Source organism: Streptomyces sp. NPDC002742, from assembly GCF_042888885.1.
Taxonomy (GTDB): domain Bacteria; phylum Actinomycetota; class Actinomycetes; order Streptomycetales; family Streptomycetaceae; genus Streptomyces.
In genome coordinates this window covers 1-14,687 of the sequence record NZ_JBIAQF010000005.1, presented here as the reverse complement: position 1 = coordinate 14,687, position 14,687 = coordinate 1, and the positions used below count along the sequence as shown (strand labels likewise).

12 protein-coding genes and 1 pseudogene are annotated in these 14,687 nt (G+C 70.0%); 3 read left to right on the top strand and 10 right to left on the bottom strand.

Translation table 11 applies throughout. The annotated features are described in order from the left end of the window. Nucleotides 1–104: 104 nt before the first annotated feature. The 3 genes from ACFYW8_RS09525 to ACFYW8_RS09515 all read right to left on the bottom strand — a co-directional run bounded on the left by ACFYW8_RS09525 (nt 105) and on the right by ACFYW8_RS09515 (nt 3,895). Nucleotides 105–854, bottom strand: coding sequence for a DUF6227 family protein (locus ACFYW8_RS09525; protein ID WP_365871755.1), 750 nt, complete (start codon nt 852–854; stop codon nt 105–107). 411 nt (nt 855–1,265) lie between these two features. Continuing rightward, nucleotides 1,266–2,324 (bottom strand): P1 family peptidase, encoded by a 1,059-nt coding sequence (locus tag ACFYW8_RS09520; RefSeq protein ID WP_389069683.1) that lies wholly within the window; start codon nt 2,322–2,324, stop codon nt 1,266–1,268. A gap of 335 nt (nt 2,325–2,659) precedes the next feature. Then, on the bottom strand, nt 2,660–3,895 hold the full coding sequence (locus ACFYW8_RS09515) for a low temperature requirement protein A (RefSeq protein WP_389069680.1): 1,236 nt from the start codon (nt 3,893–3,895) through the stop codon (nt 2,660–2,662). 280 nt (nt 3,896–4,175) lie between these two features. Here ACFYW8_RS09515 and ACFYW8_RS09510 point away from each other — a divergent pair, with 280 nt between their 5' ends. Further along, complete coding sequence (locus ACFYW8_RS09510) at nt 4,176–4,358, top strand: hypothetical protein (protein ID WP_365871761.1); 183 nt, start codon at nt 4,176–4,178, stop codon at nt 4,356–4,358. A 232-nt stretch (nt 4,359–4,590) separates the two neighbouring features. Here ACFYW8_RS09510 and mscL read toward each other — a convergent pair whose 3' ends face one another. From mscL to ACFYW8_RS09480, 6 genes are all read right to left on the bottom strand, one after another. After that, entirely contained in the window at nt 4,591–5,061 is a 471-nt protein-coding gene (mscL, locus tag ACFYW8_RS09505) for a large conductance mechanosensitive channel protein MscL (protein WP_365871763.1), read from the bottom strand. 114 nt (nt 5,062–5,175) lie between these two features. Then, nucleotides 5,176–6,033, bottom strand: coding sequence for a hypothetical protein (locus ACFYW8_RS09500; protein WP_389069671.1), 858 nt, complete (start codon nt 6,031–6,033; stop codon nt 5,176–5,178). 138 nt (nt 6,034–6,171) lie between these two features. Beyond that, nucleotides 6,172–7,050 carry an S-methyl-5'-thioadenosine phosphorylase gene (locus ACFYW8_RS09495; RefSeq protein WP_389069667.1) on the bottom strand — a complete coding sequence of 293 codons (879 nt, stop codon included), beginning with the start codon at nt 7,048–7,050 and terminating at the stop codon, nt 6,172–6,174. Nucleotides 7,051–7,187: 137 nt separating this feature from the next. After that, nucleotides 7,188–7,511 (bottom strand): FmdB family zinc ribbon protein, encoded by a 324-nt coding sequence (locus ACFYW8_RS09490; RefSeq protein WP_365871769.1) that lies wholly within the window; start codon nt 7,509–7,511, stop codon nt 7,188–7,190. A 68-nt stretch (nt 7,512–7,579) separates the two neighbouring features. Beyond that, nucleotides 7,580–8,842, bottom strand: coding sequence for an MFS transporter (locus ACFYW8_RS09485; protein ID WP_389069663.1), 1,263 nt, complete (start codon nt 8,840–8,842; stop codon nt 7,580–7,582). 322 nt (nt 8,843–9,164) lie between these two features. Continuing rightward, nucleotides 9,165–10,673 (bottom strand): potassium/proton antiporter, encoded by a 1,509-nt coding sequence (locus tag ACFYW8_RS09480; RefSeq protein ID WP_389071082.1) that lies wholly within the window; start codon nt 10,671–10,673, stop codon nt 9,165–9,167. A 284-nt stretch (nt 10,674–10,957) separates the two neighbouring features. On the opposite strand from ACFYW8_RS09480, the gene ACFYW8_RS09475 reads away from it, so the two are divergent. Next, entirely contained in the window at nt 10,958–13,726 is a 2,769-nt protein-coding gene (locus tag ACFYW8_RS09475; RefSeq protein ID WP_389069660.1) for a penicillin acylase family protein, read from the top strand. Nucleotides 13,727–13,872: 146 nt separating this feature from the next. Here the strand turns inward: ACFYW8_RS09475 and ACFYW8_RS09470 are convergent, their stop codons facing one another. Then, on the bottom strand, nt 13,873–14,499 hold the full coding sequence (locus ACFYW8_RS09470) for a 5-formyltetrahydrofolate cyclo-ligase (protein WP_389069657.1): 627 nt from the start codon (nt 14,497–14,499) through the stop codon (nt 13,873–13,875). Between the two features lie 81 nt (nt 14,500–14,580). Here ACFYW8_RS09470 and ACFYW8_RS09465 point away from each other — a divergent pair. Continuing rightward, nucleotides 14,581–14,687: pseudogene (locus tag ACFYW8_RS09465) on the top strand (UTP--glucose-1-phosphate uridylyltransferase); the annotation flags it as partial.

Genomic DNA, 14,687 nt, shown 5'->3' with positions numbered 1-14,687 from the left:
GTGGAAGTCTGAGAGCCTGAAGTGACCCCGGTAATCAGGTGCCGGGGTCACTTCAGGCTCTACGGGTGTGGCACGGTTTCACGGGTGCGCGCCTCGGCCGGACGTCAGCCCAGTCGGGCAGCGCGCCGTTCCATCGCGTCCCGCGCCGCGTCCTCGGTCGCGTACACCTCGCACATGTGCCGCCGGTCCGGCGTCGCCGTGTGCTCGACCTCCCACAGGGAGATCTCCTGCCCGTCGCGCAGCAGGAACGCGTGCTCGTAGAGCGAGAAGCACAGCCCCGCCTGACCGGCACGGCAGGGGCGCCCGAAGGCCTGCGTGATCTGGTGCGCGAACGCCTCCCGGAGCAGGAGCGCCGTGAGGTCGGCGTCCGGCCGGTCCGGATTCTCCGCGCGCCGCAGGAGCCGGCGCGCGTGATCGGCGGAGTCGTCGGGCACGTAGGTGTGACGCGGCTCGGGAATCGCCGACAACTGCACGAACACGGGCAGCTCGAAGTCCGGCGCGTCCGGTGGGAGGGGGAGCCGGGCCGTGGCGGCGCGCAACTCCTCCTCGTCGACGTAGACCTCGTGCTGTGCTTCGCGACCGGTCGCCGTGTTGTGCACGAGTTCCCACAGCGTGACGGCGGATCCGTCGGCGAGCAGCCACGTGTGCCGGTACGTCTCCCGGTGCAGCCCCGCGCTGTGGTGCGCGGAGTGCAGCGAGCTGTCGTGCGCCAGCGCGCAGTCGAGTCGCCGTATCGCCTCGTCGGGCAGCTCGAACGAGTTCAGGGCGCGGCCCAGAAGTCGTGCGAGATGCTCCTCCGGAGACTCGGGCGACTCGGGTGGTTCGTACGCTGCTGTCTCGTACGGAACGCTCAAGGTTTCTCCCGGCGTTGCTGCATGTCACCTTGTGGGTGCATACCGTAGCCCCTCGGTCGGACATCATGTCCGCGAACCGAGAAAACGTACGGACGGAAAACGGGCGGGCCGCGCGGCAAGTTCCCACGCCGCTCGCAAGGGCGTCAAAAGGGCCTCGTCAGACGGCACTTCCCGCGGTTCGCGTGCTCCACGAAAGGTTCAAGCCGTTGAGCCCACTGTCCGGCACGACGGCCTTGCCGGAACAGTTCCCGACCGCTATGGCTTCCCCGACGAGCCAGCTGTGATCCGCCCCGGTACGTGGAGAGAACGCGAGCGGCGACTCAACCGGTTCCCGTAGCCCCGAGCCGATCACCACCACCCGAGCCGGACGTCCTCACCCGAGACGGATCGCCGCCACCCAGTCGAACACCATCACGTGGGGGACCCGGGGTGATCGCCCAACTGGCTTTCTCCGTAGAGCTCTTCGTACGACGGCCAAGCCCCGCCCGGCCCGTCCACCGACTCCGCGGCACGCACGGCGCGCACGATCGCGCGGGTCACCAGGTCCGCGCCCGCCGCGAGGATCTCGTTGAGCGCCAGAGGGTTCTCCGCGGCGAGCGGCCGGGCGCCCGTGGCCAGCGCGAACACGGTGTCCCCGTCGTTCAGCAGATGCACCGGCCGCACGGCGCGCGCGATCCCGTCGTGCGTCGTACCGGCGAGCTTCTGCGCCTGCGCCCGTGTCAGAGCGGCGTCGGTCGCCACGACAGCGAGCGTGGTGTTCAACGGGGGCGGCGCGTTCCTCGCGGCGGCCTCCGCGAGCCGCCGCCGGGCGGACTCGCGCACCGCGGCGGACGGGCACACGGTCCGTCCTCGCGCCAACTCTCCGTACAGCGCACCCGTTTCCGGCTCCACCACCGAGCCCGCCGCGTTGGCCACCACCAGAGCGGCCACCGTGATCCCGGACTCCAGCACGGCGCTCGCACTCCCGACCCCGCCCTTGAGCTGCCCGACCACCGCCCCGGTACCGGCACCCACACCTCCCTCGCGCACCGGCGCGCGCAGCGCGCTCGCGTCGGCCGCCTCGACCGCGGCACGTCCGGTGGCAGCGTCCGGCCGTGAGCGGAAGTCGCCGCCACGCCCGAGATCGAAGACACAGGCGGCGGGCACGACGGGCACGACGTGCGCGGGGTCCGGCCCCACGCGTACTCCGCGACCCCGCTCCTCCAGCCACGCCATCACGCCCGACGCCGAGTCCAGCCCGAAGGCGCTGCCGCCGGTCAGCACGACCGCCTCGATCCTCTGCACGAGGTTGCGCGGATCGAGCGCGTCCGTCTCCTTGGTGCCGGGCCCGCCGCCGCGCACGTCCACGGCGGCGATCACACCTCCCTCGGGAGCGAGCACCACCGTCGTCCCCGTGAGCCAACCGTCCCCGGTGCGCGTCGTGTGTCCCACCCGAAGGCCCACGACATCTGTCAGAGCGTCAACTGTCATGCGCCCAGTGTTCCCCGGCTTCGGACCCGGTCACCGGCAGCCCGACGGCCCGGGGCGCGCGCCGCGCCCAGGAGTACGCGCCCGACTCCGACGACGCGCCGCCCTCTCCTCATGCGCGCCGTGCCCCTTTCCCCACGCACGCCCTGCTTTTATCTCCTCACGCGCGCCGTGCTCCTCTCCTCACGCACGCCCTGCTTCTTTCTCCCCACGCACGCCCTGCTCCTCTCCCTATGCACGCCCTGCTTCTATCTCCCCGCGTACCCCCGGTTCGGGGCCTTCCCGCGCACCCCCGGTTCGGCCGGTCCGGCCTTCCCACGGCACCCCTGCTCGTCTCTTTACGCGCTCCTTGGCGCGCCACCCGCCGTTTCCCGCGTCACCATCCGCGCCGTCATCACCACCCCGACGGCTACGGCCAGAGCCGAGACGAGGCCCGCGGCGAGGACCGCCCAGTCGCCCAGGAAGGTGCACAGGATGACGAGCAGCGCGGTGCTCGGCAGAACGAGCTGCTGGGCGATGCCGACCTTGAAATGGCGGGAGTGCAGCGCCCAGACGGAGAGGAAGTACAAGGCGGTCGGCAGTGTCACCGCGGCGGACGCGGAGAGCGCCGAGATGTGCGCGGTGCCGATCGTCTGCTCCACCGCGACCTCCAGACCCGCGCCGATCGCGGCAGCCGACGCGAAGATCAGATAGTGGCCGTATCCCCACAGGAAGGCCTGCCCGTTGGACCGCAGATGCCCGTGGATGGGCACCACGAAGTAGATCCACCAGGCGGAGAACACGATCAGCAGCCCACCTGCGGCGATGGGCAGTAGCTCGCCCAGCGCGTCGTGCTCGTCGACGGCCGACTTCACGGCGACCGTGGCGGCGGCGATCGTCTCGCCCAGCACGATGATCGTGAACAGTCCGTACCGCTCGGAGATGTGGCGCGGATGCCAGGACGTGGTGAAGTCCTTCTCCGCGAACAATGGGACGCACAGCTCGGCGACGGCCACCACGAGGAACACCCACGGGCGGCTCGCCTCCGGGGCGAACAGCAGACCGAGCCAGCCGACCTGGCACAGCAGTACACCGCTCGCGTACCGCAGTGCCATGGTTCTCTCGGCTCCGTCGGTGGACCGTGCCACCCGCAGCCATTGCGCGATCATCGCGAAGCGCATGATCGCGTAGCCGAGCCAGACCACCAGGAAGTCGTGGCTCCCGAAGGCTTTCGACACCCCGGCCGCGAGCACCAGGACGCCGGCGATCTGCACCAGAGTGACAACCCGGTAGAGAACGTCGTCATTGTCGTAGGCCGACGCGAACCAGCTGAAGTTCATCCAGGCCCACCAGATGGCGAAGAAGATCATCGCGTAGTCGAGGATGCCCTCACCCGCGTGCCCCTCCGTCACGGCGTGCACCAGTTGGGTGCCCGCCTGGGCGATGGCCACCACGAAACACAGGTCGAACAGGAGCTCCAGCGGCGAGGCGACCCGGTGCTCCTCGTCACGGCCGCGTGCGGTCATTCTGCGCAGCGGGCGGTGGCCTGAGGGTCGTGGTGTCGCGGCGGGCTCCGGAGTGGAACGGGACGTCATGCGGCCAAGCACAGCAGAAAAGTCCCGGAAATTCTTGTGAATGCGTTCACAAGCGGGCCTGGGGTCGAATGCTCGACGGGATGCCAGGTCGGAGGCGTCACGGAGATCCGGATCGGCTGGGCCGGAGGACTCTTGGGGCCGCTCGACACGAGCCTGTGCCGGGTCTCGGGTCAGGGCCTCGTGCGGCCCACCCGCTCCTGGTGGTCGCGCGTCCGGCGTGACGGCGACGGGCCCGGGCGGGGCGGGGTGGGCCGCCACCCCCGCGGCGTACCCTGGGACCATGAGTCCCGCCCCCGCCCCCGAACCGCGCGATCCGAAGCCGGCGCTGGTCTTCGACGATCCGTTGAGCAGGCAGTCCTCGGACGATACGGACCGTGGGTGGGGTGAGCGGGCCGACAGCACCGGTGACAGTGCCGCCGACCTGAAGCGCTTCCTCGACGAGAAGCCGCCCCACCACATCTGAGTCCGGTACATCTGAGTCCGGCACTCGGCTTTGTGGCTCCCGGATTCCAGGTCCCTGAGTTCGAGGCTCCCCGATTCCCGGAGACCGGTCTCCTGAGGCCTGGATTCCAGGCTCGCGTTCTCCGGGCGCCCGGGGTCCAGGCTCCCGGCCTCGTGACGCCTGGATTCCCGGCCCTCGGTCTCCTGGGGCAGGCGCCCCCCGAGTTCCCGGGCGCGGGGCCACGGTTTCGCCGTCAGTACTCGCGGCGTCCCGGACCCCGCTGGGCGACCAGCGCGTCGCGGATCTCCTTCAGCACCTCCAGCTCGGACACCTCGATGACCTCGTGCGCGCCTTCCTTCGCCTTCTGGCGAGCCGCCTGCCGGGCCAGGAACTTGGCCATCGGCAGCACCATCAGGAAGTAGACGACGGCCGCGGTGATCACGAAGCTGAGCGTGGCGCCCAGCACCGAGCCCCACATGATGCGGATCCCGTGGGCGGTCGTCCCGCTGCCGTTGCAGGGGTCCTTCAGGCAGGAGCTGTAGTTGTCGAGATTCTTCGTACCGACAGCACCGACCAGAGGGTTGATGATCCCCTTCACCACGGAGTTGACGATGTTGGTGAAGGCCGCGCCGATGACCACGGCGACGGCCAGGTCGATGACGTTGCCACGCATCAGGAAGGCTTTGAAGCCCTCCCACACGCTGGGCTGCTTGTTTACGCTCACTAGGAGGCCCCTCCGCACAGGTTGTGGAACAAACAGCTCCGCAACCTACGGCAGGGCCTGTCTGGCCAGTCCAACTGGGTCGCTTGAACGAGGGACTTGACACAGTTTCGTCACTCATCGCAGCGTCACCGCCAGCCGGGATGTGGTGCCGGCACCGGCCAGCCGTGCGGCCGTCGTGCGCGGGACGGAGAGGACGACCAGGGCTCCGGCGTCGGTGGTTCCGGCGTCCGGAACGCCGGTGACCCGCGCCCCGGCCGCGACCACCCGGGCCTCACCGCCATTGTCCGCGGCGACCACGTCGACCCGGTCGCCGGGACGCAACAGGCTCACCGTGGCGCCGTCCGCGATGCGGACCGGCGCCCTCACCGTCTCGACGGCGTCCGGCCCGCGGACAGGCGCGGAAGCGTTGGTGGAGGCGGACGCGGCGGGGGGTGCGGACCTCGGATGCCCGCGCGCCCGCTCGGCGTCGCCCGGCCCGGCTGCCACGAGGGCGGCCGCCGTCATTGCCAGACCGGCGGCGACCGCCCGCCTCCTGTGGCGCGCGAGGAGCCGCAGCCGACACCGCCCGCCCCGCACGTGGAGGGGCGCGAACTGCGGCACCTCGCAAGTCGGAGGCGCGTCCGCGCCGGGCGGGCGGATGAGTTGAGGGAGCTGTGCCATGGGGACCACCACCTGCGACGAGGGATCGGCTTGCGATCCCACGATGAGGTCTCGCGGCGGAGCCCGCTGGAGTCCGTGGATCACCTGGGGATTGTGGACAACTCCCTCACCCGAACGGGAGGTTCCGCCCGCGTTCCGGCCCGAGGGGGTTGCCCGTCGCGACGGTGGGCCCGGCGCGACGACGAGGGTCACGGCGACGACGAGGGTGACCGCGACGACGAGGGTGACCGCGATGGTGAGGGTGACCGCGATGGTGAGGTCACGGCGGCGGCGGGAACCACGGCGACCGCCCCGCGACCCGACCCTGGCCACTTGGCACCTGCCCTCGCGACCTGCCACCCGCGACCTGTAACCCGCGACCTTGCACCTGCCACCTGCCACCTGCCACCGGGGTCGGACCGGCCAGGACGGGAGTCCGGTCAGGGCTGGGAGGGGCCGCGGCGACGGTCGTTACGGCAGCTCGAAGCCGGGATCCATCCCGCCCAGCGCGGTCGTGCACAAGCAGTCCCGCGTTCCGTTCGCCGGCAGTCCGGCGACCGCGTCGAAGAGCACCCCCCGCAGCCGGTCGACATTTGCCGCGAACACCTTCAGCACCTCGTCGTGCGAGACGCCCTCGCCGGTCCCGGCCCCCGCGTCGAGGTCGGTGACAAGCGTCAACGACGTGTAGCAGAGCTCCAGTTCACGAGCGAGCGCGGCCTCGGGGTGCCCGGTCATGCCGACCACCGACCAGCCCTGCGCCTGGTGCCAGAGCGATTCGGCCCGGGTGGAGAACCGCGGCCCCTCTATGACCACGAGCGTCCCGCCGTCCACGGGTTCCCAGTCCCGGCCGCGCGCCGCTTCCAGGGCGACCTCCCGTCCGACGGGGCAGTACGGGTCGGCCAGCGACACGTGCACCACGTTCGGTACCGAGCCGTCCGGCAGCGGCAGCCCGTCGAAGTAGGACTGCGGCCGTGACTTCGTCCGGTCCACGAACTGGTCCGGAACGAGCAGGGTTCCGGGCCCGTGCTCCGGCCGCAGTCCGCCGACGGCACAGGGGCCGAGGATCTGGCGGGCGCCGACGGAACGCAGCGCCCACAGGTTGGCCCGGTAGTTGATGCGGTGCGGCGGCAGATGGTGGCCGCGGCCGTGGCGCGGGAGGAAAGCGACCCGCCGGCCGGCGATCTCGCCGAGGAACAGGGAGTCGCTGGGCGGCCCGTAGGGGGTGTCCACCTGCAGCTCGGTCACGTCGTCGAGGAAGGAGTAGAAGCCCGAGCCGCCGATGACGCCGATCTCGGCCACGGCCGTCGACTGCTTCCCGGCCGGGGTCTGTGGGTTCTCCGTGTTCGCCATGAACGGCACCCTAGCCGGGACGGGGGAACGCCGAAGACCCCGTCGTCTACGACGACGGGGTCACGTGGAAACGAGCCTTGTGGGGCTTCACCAAGACGGCTGGGCGGGGGCAGGAGCCCCGGCGGCCCGCGACGGCCCTATGCGGCGGAGCTGCTCGACGAGCCGGCGCCCGAGGACTTCGAGTCCGAGGACGACGACGTGGACGTGGATGTCGACGACGAGGACTTCGAGTCCGAGGACGTGGACGTCGACGGCTTCGACGCCGGCGAGCTGCTCGACGAGGACCCGCGGCTGTCATTGCGGTAGAAGCCGGAGCCCTTGAAGACAATGCCGACGGCCGAGAACACCTTCTTCAGGCGGCCGCTGCAGTCGGGGCATTCGGTCAGGGCGTCATCGGTGAACTTCTGCACCGCCTCGAGGCCCTCGCCGCACTCGGTGCACTGGTACTGGTAGGTCGGCACTTGTCTTCCTCCTGGCACTCTCACTCAGTGAGTGCTAACGACGGTCCATACTGACGTATTCCGCGAGATCAGTCCACTGTCACCGGCACGCGGTGACCGACGCCACGTGCGACGGCACGGCTCGGGGCCTGTGTGGCGAGGCGTGAACGCAGTGCCACCAGAGTCCCCAGAGCCAGTGCCGTACCGGCCATCGGCACCAGGAATCCGGCGCCGCCCCAGAGCCTGTCCTCCAGTTGTCCGGCGACCGTGACGGCCGCGGCCTGGCCCAGCGCGACGGCGCCGGTGAGCCAGGTGAAGGCCTCGGTGCGAGCGCCCTGCGGAACCAGGCTCTCGACCAGGGTGTAGCCGGTGATCAGGGTCGGGGCGATGCACATACCGACCACGAGACCGAGGCCGGCGAGCACGATCACCGAGTTCGCCGCCCACAGTCCGGAGGCGGCCAGCGCGAGAGCGGCGTACCCGAGGACGAGCCGCCGCTGCGGGGCCACCCTCCAGGCGATGGCGCCGCAGACGATGCCCGAGAGCATGTTGCCCGCCGCGAAGACGCCGTACAGCACGCCGTTCAGGCCGGGCTCGCCGATCGACTCGCTGTAAGCGGCCAGCGAGACCTGCATGCCGCCGAAGACGGAGCCGATGCCCAGGAAGGTCACGATCAGAACGCGTACGCCGGGGATCCGCAGTGCGGAACCGTGCTCCACGCGCGCGTGGCCGGCGACGGCGACAGAGGGTTGTGTGCTCTTCTGCGCAGCGAACAGCAGACCGCCGATCAGAGTCAGCGAAGCCTCGGTCAGCAGGCCCGCGGCGGGGTCGAGGGCCGTGCACAGCGCGGTGGCGAGCAGCGGCCCGAAGACGAAGGTCAGCTCGTCCGTGACGGACTCGAAGGCCGCCGCGGTCGACATCAGGGGCGAGCCCTGAAGCTTCACGCCCCAGCGGGCCCGCACCATGGGGCCGACCTGCGGCACCGAGGCGCCGGTCGGCACGGCCGCCGCGAAAAGCGCCCACAAGGGGGCGCCCCCCAGCGCGAGCGCGGTCAGGGAGAAGCCGGCGACGGCGTGCACGAGGACGCCGGGCAGCAGGACGGCCCGCTGTCCGTGCCGGTCGGCCAGACGTCCGGTGAAGGGAGCGAACAGTGCCATGGAGACACCGGTGACGGCGGCGACCGCGCCGGCCGCCCCGTACGAGCCGGTGGTGTGCTGCACGAGCAGCACGATGGAGATCGTCAGCATGGCGAACGGCTGGCGGGCGGCGAAGCCGGGGAGCAGGAACGTCCAGGCGCCGCGCGTGCGCAGCAGCTGTCCGTATCCAGGACGGGAGGTGACCGTGGATGCCACGGCCCGTGCCTTTCTGCCGCCTGGTAGCGCGCCCGTGCGGGGGGCGCCGAGAGCTGTCCTCTTGCGCGGATCTGCGGTAGATACCGGCGCCTCCTGCGGGAGGACGTCACGGCCGCCATACGGTCGCGCCAGCTCTGCGTCAGGCAGAGTTGGTTCGATCAAGGTGTGCCTTCATCGTACAGGGGGCGGGTGCCGCCAGGCCTGTGAAAATGAGCACCACGGGATCGTGCGCCTGTGAATGCCTCTCGTTGTCTTTGAGGCCCGTTTCGGGGTTCCGTAGGAAGCCCGTCCGGTGTCCCGCTGGAAGCCGTCCGGCGCGGCCTCAAAGACCTGTGCGGTGCCTCGTCCGGTGTTCCGCCCCACCGTCTCCCTCGCCGGTGCCCAGCCAGTCGGCGAGTTTGCCGCCCTGGCCCACCGCGCGCAGCCGTCTCTCGGCCGCGTCCCGGACCGGGTCGGTCGCCACCACCAGCAGTTCGTCGCCGAGCCGCAGCACCGTCGTGGGCATCGGTACGAAGGACTTCGCGTCGCGGACGACGAGGGTGACCGCCGCACCCGGCGGCAGCCGCAGCTCGCCCACCTCGACACCGTGCATACGCGACCCCTTGGGGATCGCGACGGACAGCAGATGGCCGCGCAACCGCTCCAGGGGAGCCGATTCGATGCCCAGGTCGGCGGCTCCGGGGGACTCCCCGAGGCGGAGCTTGCGGGCCAGCCAGGGCAGGGTCGGGCCCTGGATGAGGGTGTAGACGACGACCAGGACGAAGACGATGTTGAAGATCCGCTCGCTCTCCGCGATGCCGCTCACCATCGGGATCGTCGCCAGGATGATGGGTACGGCGCCGCGCAGTCCCGCCCAGGACAACAATGCCTGTTCCTGCCAGGGGATGCGGAAAGGCAGCAGGCTCGCGACGACGCTCAGCGGCCGGGCCACCATGGTCAGCACCAGGCCTATGACCAGCGCGGGCACGATGTCGTCGCCCATCTCGTGCGGGGTCACCAGTAGGCCGAGCAGCACGAACATGCCGATCTGGGCGATCCAGCCGAGGCCCTCGGCGAAGCCGCGCGTGGCGGGCCAGTGGGGCAGCTTCGCGTTGCCGAGCAGCATGGAGGCGAGGTAGACCGCGAGGAAGCCGCTGCCGTGAGCGAGCGCGCCGGCCGCGTAGGCCACGACCGCGATGGCCATCACGGCGATCGGATAGAGGCCGGAGGCCGGCAGTGCCACGTGCCGCAGGGCGTACGCGCCGAGCCAGCCGACCGCGAGACCGATGGCGGCGCCGATGGCCAGCTCCAGCGCTATCTCGCCGATCAGCGCGTACCAGTGCTCCACGGGTCCCGCGGTGGAGAACGCGACGACGAGGATGACCACCGGGGCGTCGTTGAAGCCCGATTCGGCTTCCAGGATGCCCGTCACGCGCGCGGGGAGGGGGATCTTGCGCAGGACCGAGAAGACCGCCGCGGCGTCCGTCGACGAGACGACCGCCCCGATGATGAGCGCCTGACGCCACTCCAGGCCGATCAGGTAGTGCGCGGCCGCCGCCGTGACGCCGACGCTCACCGCGACGCCCACCACCGCCAGCGAGGAGGCCGCCGGCAGGGCCGGTCTGATCTCCTTCCACTTCGTGCTGAGACCGCCTTCGGCCAGGATCACGACCAGGGCCGCGTATCCGATGACCTGGGTCAGCTCGGCGTTGCTGAAGTGGACGTCGCCGACTCCGTCCTGGCCGATCGCGACACCGATCCCCAGGTACACGAGCAGCGTGGGGAGCCCGCTGCGTGAGGAGATCCGGACCGCCGCGACCGCGATGAGCAGGACGAGCGAGCACACGAGCAGGAGCTGGTTGAGGTGGTGGACAGTCAGGGGCTGTTCCTTTCTCGCCGATCCGGTCCCGCCGCGGGCGGCCCCCGGATCTGAGCACCGGAAGCCGGCCACTTCAGTGCAAGTACTTCGTTACCTTACCTAACTCTTGACGCTTTCTTGACGTTCCCGGAGGCAAGATCGAACGGTCGTGCTTCCCGGTTTCCTACTCCGCGTCAAGGCGCGGTTGGCCCTGCGCCTATGGTTGCCCCAGCACTCCAGGACCGCCTGCCGCTCGCGTTAGGACAGCAAGGACAGCGATGCCCCCCAACACCACCGCCTCTTCCGGCCAGCAGCCCGGCAAGTCCGGCAGGAAGAAGGGGCGCAAAGCCCGACTGTTCTTGATTGTCCTGGTTCTCGCCGTCATCGGAGGCATCGCCTTCGGCGGGTACTGGGGCATCAGCACGGTGCGTGCCTCCTTCCCGCAGACCACGGGCTCCATCCGGCTCGACGGCCTGTCGGGGCCGGTGACCGTGCAGCGCGACGGCAACGGGATCCCGCAGATCTACGCCTCCTCCGACGACGACCTGTTCATGGCCCAGGGCTTCGTCCAGGCGCAGGACCGGTTCTACGAGATGGACGTGCGCCGCCACATGACCTCGGGCAGGCTGTCCGAGATGTTCGGCGAGGGCCAGGTCAAGAACGACGAGTTCCTGCGCACGCTGGGCTGGGACCGGGTCGCGAAGAAGGAGTACGACACCAAGCTGTCGGCCTCCACGAAGAAGTACCTCCAGTCGTACGCCAAGGGAGTCAACGCCTACCTGAAGGGCAAGAGCGGCGAGGACATCTCCCTGGAGTACGCGGCCCTCGGTTTCACCAACGACTACAAGCCGACCCGGTGGACCCCGGTCGACTCGGTGGCCTGGCTCAAGGCGATGGCCTGGGACCTGCGCGGCAACATGCAGGAAGAGATCGACCGCTCCCTGATGACGAGCCGGCTCGGCCCGCAGGACATCGCCGACCTCTACCCGGAGTACCCCTACAGCCGGAACAAGACGATCGTCCGGACCGGCGCGTACGACAGTGTCACCGGGACGTACAGCCGGACCGGCACCGCTTCGACGTCCGCGGCGGGCACGGGGCTCACGGGCAATACCGCGGCACCCACCGGGTTCCAGAGCCAGCTCTCGGGGCTCTACAAGGTCCTCGACGGCCTGCCCACCGCCGTCGGCGTGAACGGCAACGGCATCGGCTCCAACTCCTGGGTCGTCGCGGGAAGCCACACCATCACCGGCAAGCCGCTGCTGGCCAACGACCCGCACCTGTCGGCGTCGCTGCCGTCGGTCTGGTACCAGATGGGCCTGCACTGCACCGCCGTCTCCGCCGAGTGCCAGTACGACGTCTCCGGCTACACCTTCGCGGGCATGCCCGGCGTGGTCATCGGCCACAACGCGGACATGGCCTGGGGCATGACCAACTCCGGGGTCGACGTCACGGACCTCTACCTGGAGAAGATCACCGGCGAGGGCTACGAGTACGACGGCAAGGTGCTGCCCTTCACGACGCGCAAGGAGACGATCAAGGTCGCCGGCGGCGCCTCCAAGACGATCGTCGTCCGGCAGACGGACGACGGAATGCCGCTGCTCTCCGACCGTGACGACGAACTGGTCCAGGTCGGCAAGAAGGCCACCGTCGACGCCGGGGCGCCCGACCGCGGCGACGGCTACGCGATAGCGCTGCGCTGGACCGCGCTGGACCCGGGCAACACCATGGACGCCGTCTTCGAGATGGACAAGGCGTCGAACTGGACCGAGTTCCGCAAGGCGGCCGCGTCCTTCGAGGTGCCGTCCCAGAACCTGGTCTACGCCGACGGCGCCGGCAACATCGGCTACCAGCTGCCCGGCAAGATCCCCACGCGCGCCAAGGGCGACGACGGCTCGCTCCCGTCGCCCGGCTGGGACTCCAAGTACCGGTGGACCGGCTACATCAAGCAGTCCGCCCTGCCCTACGAGTACAACCCCCAGCGCGGCTACATCGTGACCGCCAACCAGGCGGTCGTCGCACCGGACAAGTACCCGTACACGCTCACCACGGACTGGGGCTACGGCACCCGCAGCCAGCGGATCACCGACCTGATCGAGTCGAAGACCAAGGGCGGCGCCAAGATCTCGACCGATGACATGCGCCAGATGCAGCTCGACAACAGCAGCGAGATCGCCAAGCTGATCGTGCCCAAGCTGCTCGCGATCAACGTGGCCGACAAGGACGTCCGCGACGCGCAGAAGCTCCTGGAGGGCTGGGACTACACCCAGGACTCGGACTCCGCCGCCGCCGCGTACTTCAACGCCACCTGGCGCAACATCCTCAAGCTCGCCTTCGGCAACAAGCTGCCCAAGGAGCTGCGGGTCAAGGGCCAGTGCCTGTGGGTCGACCGGGTCGACAGCACCGGTCCCGCGGACGAGGGCCAGAAGGTGCGCGAGTGCGGCGAGCGCGACGCGGACCAGGCGCAGCCGGACGGCGGCGACCGCTGGTTCGAGGTCGTCCGCAAGATCATCGACGACGAGAACAACGACTGGTGGAAGTCGCCCAAGCCGCGTAGGACGAGCGTGACGGGCAAGGACAATCCGATCGACACCCGGGACGAGCTGTTCGGCCAGGCCATGACGGACGCCCGCTGGGAGCTGACCGCCAAGCTCGGGAAGGACATCGACACCTGGAGCTGGGGCCGGCTGCACCGCCTGTTCCTGAAGAACCAGACCCTCGGTACCGAAGGCCCCCGCTTCCTGCAGTACATGCTCAACCGGGGCCCCTGGAACCTCAGCGGCGGCGAGGCGACGGTCAACGCGACCGGCTGGAACGCGGCGGGCGGCTACGGAGTGGTCTGGGTCCCCTCGATGCGGATGGTCGTCAACCTCCAGGACCTCGACAAGTCCAAGTGGATAAACCTCTCGGGCGCCTCGGGGCACGCTTACAGCGCCCACTACACCGACCAGACGGAGAAGTGGGCCAAGGGTGAACTCCTGCCGTGGGCCTTCAGCAAGAAGGCCGTCGACAAGAAGACCGCCGACACCCTGGAACTGAAACCGTGACGCCGGCGCGGGCGTCGAGGTCCTGACGCCCTGAAGCCGGTGCCTGACGAAAGTGGCCCTCCACGCGTGCGTGGAGGGCCACTTCGCGTCCGCCGTCCGCCCGTTCGAAGTCCGCCCGTTCTTCGTCCCGTCGGTCCCGTCGCTGCTCAGCGGAACCGGCGTACACCGGAGGGGGTCACCACCGCGTGGACGGGCCGGTCGTGCGTCTCCTCCGGGACCCGGTCGACGACTTCGGTGTCATACAGGAGCACGACCAGCGCGGGATCGGCGCCCGACCGCTCCAGGCGGACCAGTACACGGTCGTACGAGCCTCCGCCGCGCCCCAGCCGCATCCCGCGCGCGTCGACGGCGAGACCGGGCAGCAGAACGACGTCGGCGTCCTGGACGGCCGCCGGCCCCAGCCGCTCGCCGGCGGGCTCCAAGAGGGTCATTTTCCCGCCGCGTCGGACCGGGTCGAGGGAGTCCGCTCCGGTGAACGCGCCCCAGTCCAGATCGTTGTCCGCCATCAGGACGGGCAGGAGGACGCGCACTCCGCGGGCGCGGAGCGCGTCCAGGAGCGCGAGGGTGCCCGGTTCACTCCCCACGGAGACGTAGGCCGCCACCGTGCGGGCGTGCGCCAGTTCGGGCAGCTCCAGGGCGCGGGCGGCGAGCGCGGCGGCGGCCTCCCGCACGTCATCGGCCGTCAACCCGCTTCTCACCGACAGGAATCCTCGCCGCAACATTCGCTTGTCAGGCTCTGGTTCACGTCGGACGCGGCTCACAGGTGACTCCATGGTTCTCTCAGTCCGCTCATATGATGGCGAATTGGCCGGGGCCACAGATTCTGCACATAGCCGCCGGTTATGGTTGCGGACATGACTGAGTCACACCCCAGGATCAGCAAGGCTGTCATCCCCGCGGCAGGCCTCGGCACCCGGTTCCTGCCGGCCACCAAGGCCACTCCCAAGGAGATGCTGCCGGT

What these genes read in the sequence shown, in the direction of transcription:
- ACFYW8_RS09510 (WP_365871761.1), top strand. Translation starts at nt 4,176, where the DNA reads ATGAGTCCCGCCCCCGCCCCCGAACCGCGCGATCCGAAGCCGGCGCTG.
- ACFYW8_RS09495 (WP_389069667.1), bottom strand. Translation starts at nt 7,050, where the DNA reads ATGGCGAACACGGAGAACCCACAGACCCCGGCCGGGAAGCAGTCGACG.
- ACFYW8_RS09470 (WP_389069657.1), bottom strand. Translation starts at nt 14,499, where the DNA reads ATGGAGTCACCTGTGAGCCGCGTCCGACGTGAACCAGAGCCTGACAAG.
- ACFYW8_RS09515 (WP_389069680.1), bottom strand. Translation starts at nt 3,895, where the DNA reads ATGACGTCCCGTTCCACTCCGGAGCCCGCCGCGACACCACGACCCTCA.
- ACFYW8_RS09520 (WP_389069683.1), bottom strand. Translation starts at nt 2,324, where the DNA reads ATGACAGTTGACGCTCTGACAGATGTCGTGGGCCTTCGGGTGGGACAC.
- ACFYW8_RS09475 (WP_389069660.1), top strand. Translation starts at nt 10,958, where the DNA reads ATGCCCCCCAACACCACCGCCTCTTCCGGCCAGCAGCCCGGCAAGTCC.